4 protein-coding genes and 1 pseudogene are annotated in these 3,806 nt (G+C 66.4%); 4 read left to right on the top strand and 1 reads right to left on the bottom strand.

The window, feature by feature from the left end; genetic code table 11:
* Nucleotides 1-499: IclR family transcriptional regulator (locus tag ABYB95_RS18925; protein WP_372660382.1), on the top strand; the 499-nt coding region annotated here is incomplete at its 5' end.
* 19 nt (nucleotides 500-518) lie between these two features.
* Here ABYB95_RS18925 and ABYB95_RS18920 read toward each other — a convergent pair.
* On the bottom strand, nucleotides 519-1,505 hold the full coding sequence (locus ABYB95_RS18920; protein WP_372660379.1) for a helix-turn-helix transcriptional regulator: 987 nt from the start codon (nucleotides 1,503-1,505) through the stop codon (nucleotides 519-521).
* A 36-nt stretch (nucleotides 1,506-1,541) separates the two neighbouring features.
* Between ABYB95_RS18920 and ABYB95_RS18915 the strand changes: the two genes are divergently transcribed.
* The 3 genes and pseudogenes from ABYB95_RS18915 to ABYB95_RS18905 form a co-directional block, all read left to right on the top strand.
* Nucleotides 1,542-2,252, top strand: coding sequence for a LysE family translocator (locus ABYB95_RS18915; protein ID WP_372660376.1), 711 nt, complete (start codon nucleotides 1,542-1,544; stop codon nucleotides 2,250-2,252).
* 87 nt (nucleotides 2,253-2,339) lie between these two features.
* A complete protein-coding gene (locus ABYB95_RS18910; RefSeq protein WP_372660373.1) occupies nucleotides 2,340-3,053 on the top strand; it encodes a haloacid dehalogenase type II in 714 nt (237 codons plus the stop codon).
* A gap of 54 nt (nucleotides 3,054-3,107) precedes the next feature.
* Nucleotides 3,108-3,806, top strand: a pseudogene (locus tag ABYB95_RS18905) (malate synthase G); the annotation flags it as partial.

The raw sequence follows: 3,806 nt of genomic DNA, 5'->3' as shown, positions 1-3,806 counted from the left end.
GGCGCGGCTGCACGGCATCTACGCCGCCTCGTTCTCGCTCGACCGCATCGTCATGCCCGTGCTGCGCCAGCTGGTGGCCGCCACCGGCGAGAGCGCGGCCTACCACGTGCGCCAGGGCCAGGCGCCGAACCAGACGCGCCTGTGCCTCTACCGCGTGGATTCACCGCACCCGGTGCGCGACCACATCCGCGCCGGCGACGTGCTGCCGCTGGACCGGGGCACCGGCGCGCGCGTGCTGGCCGCCTACGGCGCGGGCGACGACAGCGCGCCCCCCAAACAGGCCGACAAGCGCTTGTACGCCCGCATTCGCGAGCAGGGTTTCTTCAGCGCGGTGGGCGACCGCCTGGCCGAAGTGGCCGGCATCTCGGCGCCGGTGTTCCACGCCAACGGCGCCATCGCCGCCAGCCTGACGCTGACCATGCCGGTGCACCGCTTCAACGAACGCTACCTGCAAGCGGTGCTGGCCGCCGCGCGCACGCTCAGCGACCAGATGGGCTGAACCCGTACCACCGGGCTGTTCAATCCGAGCCGGCGTACATGGCCGCGATGGCCACCACCTGATCCCGCAAGGCCTGGCGCAGGGCCAGCGGTTCCAGCACCTCCACCTCGGCCCCGAAAGACAGCAAGTGCCGCGCGCCGTGTTCGATCGACTCGATGGGCAGCAGCACCTGGACCCAGGCCAGGGGTGCACCGGAGGCTCCGTCGTGTGCTTCATCGGCGCTTGCCAGGGTGAACGGTGTGCGCGCATGGCGCAACCAGTGCAGCGCGCGGGGCGATACCCGCAGCCGCGCTTGCAAGCGCTTCAACTCGGCCTCGAACCGCGCCGACGAAGCCTGCCAGTACGCCGCCAGATCAAAATCGGCCGGCCGTTTGAAACGGGTGGACAACGGGCGCAAGGCCAGCACCGCCGCGAGGCGGTAGCTGCGCACGGCCGTTTGCCCCTGCACCCGGGCCGCCAAATACCAGGTGCCCGCCTTCAGCACCAGACCCAGCGGCTCCAACTGGCGTTCGGTCTGGCCGCGCCAGCTCTCGTACCGCACCGCGATGCGCCGCCCCTGCCACACGGCCTCGGCCACTGCGCGCAAATGGGCCGGGGTTTCCTTGGCGCGGTACCAGTCGACCGGATCGATGTGCAGGCGCGCGCCCACGCGCTCGGCCTGCTCGCGCCACTCGGCCGGCAGACTGGCCACCATCTTCAACTGGGCCGAAGCTGCAGCGGCACCCAGCCCGAGATCGGTGGCGGCCACCGGCAAACCGGCCAGCAACAACGCCTGCGATTCGGGCTCGGTCATGCCGGTGAGCTGGGTGCTCCAGCCTTCGCGCAGCCGAAAGCCCCCTTCGCGCCCGCGCTCGCTCCACAAGGGCACACCCGCCGCCGAGAGCTGGTCGATGTCGCGCAGGATGGTGCGGGTGGACACCTCCAGCGCCCGCGCCAAAGCGGGTGCGGTCAACCGCCCCCGGGACTGCAACAACATCAGGATCGACAACAGGCGGCTGGATTTCATGGCGGCAAAAATTTCCTTTTGGAATTTAAACACGACATGCCATGTCGTGTTTGGTGCCGCAAGATCGAGCTCCCTCAACTGCTGTTCAACAACCCCATGGACTGGACCCTCATTCCCCACAACCCCCAGCTTGGACTGTTCTTTTTGCTGGTGCTCGGCATCATCGCCTTGCCCGGCATGGATATGGCCTTTGTGCTCGGCAGCAGCTTGGTGGACGGACTCAAAAGCGGACTGGCTGCCACCGCCGGCGTGGTCGCAGGCGGCGTGGTGCACACCGTGATGGCCGGCCTGGGCGTGGGCCTGGCTTTGCAGGCCGTGCCGCACCTCTTCGATGTGATGCTGTTCGCGGGAGCGCTCTACCTGGGCTGGATCGGCTGGTCGCTGGTGCGCGGTGCGTCTGCGCTCGGTGAGGTGCGCGCCGGTCCCTCGCGGTCGTGGTCCAACACGTTTCTGCGCGGCCTGGTGTCTTGCTTGCTCAACCCCAAAGCCTATTTGTTCATGGTGGCGGTGTTTCCACAATTCATACGGCCGGAACACGGCTCGCTCACCGCGCAAGCCTTGGCAATGGGCACCATCATTGCCCTCACCCAGTTGGCCGTGTACGGGCTCGTGGCCATCGGCGGTGTGCGGTTCAAGCGGTGGCTGGGCGGCAGCGGCCGCACACAGGTGTTGGCCGGTCAGTCGGTGGGTTGGTTGTTGGTCTTGGGCGCGGCATGGATGCTCTGGCGTGGCTGGCAAAGCCTGTAAGCGCCCTCCATTCGCCCCATAAAAGTCACAGATAAAAGAAACTTATGTGAATCAATAGGCTTGCAAGTATCGAATACAGTCGGAGAGATGAAAAAGCCCCGCGCCGTTCTCTTTGACGCCTATGGCACGCTGTTCGATGTGTACAGCATCGCCCTGCTCGCCGAGCAGCTGTTTCCCGGCCAGGGCAAGCGCATAGCGCTGCTCTGGCGCGACAAACAGATCGAGTACACGCGCCTCATCACCACCAGCAACCACGGTGCGCACTACCGCCCGTTCTGGGAACTCACCCAAGCCGCGCTGCGTTACACCATCAAGGCGATCGAGCCGCGCGCCCGCGCCGAGTGGGACCGAGACGGTTTCGAAGACAAGCACCGCGCGCTGATGGGCCAGTACCGGCACCTGTCGGGCTTTCCCGAAACCCGCGCCGTGCTCACCGGCCTGCGCGAGCGCGGCCTGAAAACCGGCATCCTGTCCAATGGCGACCCGGACATGCTGGGCATTTCGGTGCGCAGCGCCGGCCTGCAAGACCTGCTCGACCACGTGATCAGCGTCGACCCGGTGCGCCTGTTCAAGACCGCACCCGAAGCCTATGCGCTCGGCCCCGCCGCCACCGGCGTGCCCGCCGCCGAAACCCTGTTCGTCAGCTCCAACAGCTGGGACGCCCTGGCCGCCACCTGGTACGGCTACCAGACCCTGTGGGTCAACCGGCAGAACGCACCCTTCGAGGAATTGGGCACGCAGCCGCACCACATCGGCCAGAGCCTGCGCGACGTGCTGATTCGGCTTGACGCGGCTGCCTGAGAGCACATCCACCATTTTTGAATCCGTTTTATTGACTCTGAAAGGGAAGACTCCATGACCCAACGCACCACCATCCACGGCCTGCAGGTAGCCACCGAACTGGCCGACTTCATCGACCAGCAGGTCTTGCCCGGCACCGGCGTGTCCAGCGAAACCTTCTGGCAAGGCTTCAACGCCATCGTGCACGACCTCGCACCCAAGAACGCCGCCCTGCTGGCCGAGCGCGACCGCCTGCAGACCTCGCTGGACACCTGGCACAGCGCCAACCCCGGCCCGGTGCGCGACATGGTGGCCTACCGCAAGTTTCTCGAAACCATCGGCTACCTCGTGCCCGCGCCCAAGAAGGTCAAGGCCACCACCAAAAACGTGGACGACGAACTGGCCGTGCAGGCCGGCCCGCAGCTGGTGGTGCCGATCCTGAACGCGCGCTACGCGCTCAACGCGGCCAACGCGCGCTGGGGCAGCCTGTACGACGCGCTCTACGGCACCGATGTCATCAGCGAAGACAAGGGTTGCGGCAAGGTCGGCAAAAAAGGCGGCTACAACCCCAAGCGCGGCGCCAAGGTCATCGAATACGCGCGCTACGTGCTCGACCGTTGCGCCCCGCTGAAGAAGGGCTCGCATGTGGGCTCCACCAGCTACAAGATCAATAAGGCTGGTGAGCTCGTCGTGGGTCTGGGAAGCAAAGATGGAAAGGGCGGCACCACCCAGTTGGCCGATGCGGCCCAGCTCGTCGGCTACCAGGGCACGGCC

Source organism: Hydrogenophaga sp. (genome assembly GCF_041633695.1).
Lineage (GTDB): Bacteria > Pseudomonadota > Gammaproteobacteria > Burkholderiales > Burkholderiaceae_C > Hydrogenophaga.
This window is presented reverse-complemented; position numbering and strand designations above follow the sequence as displayed.

What these genes read in the sequence shown, in the direction of transcription:
- ABYB95_RS18920 (WP_372660379.1), bottom strand. Translation starts at nt 1,505, where the DNA reads ATGAAATCCAGCCGCCTGTTGTCGATCCTGATGTTGTTGCAGTCCCGG.
- ABYB95_RS18910 (WP_372660373.1), top strand. Translation starts at nt 2,340, where the DNA reads ATGAAAAAGCCCCGCGCCGTTCTCTTTGACGCCTATGGCACGCTGTTC.
- ABYB95_RS18915 (WP_372660376.1), top strand. Translation starts at nt 1,542, where the DNA reads ATGCCATGTCGTGTTTGGTGCCGCAAGATCGAGCTCCCTCAACTGCTG.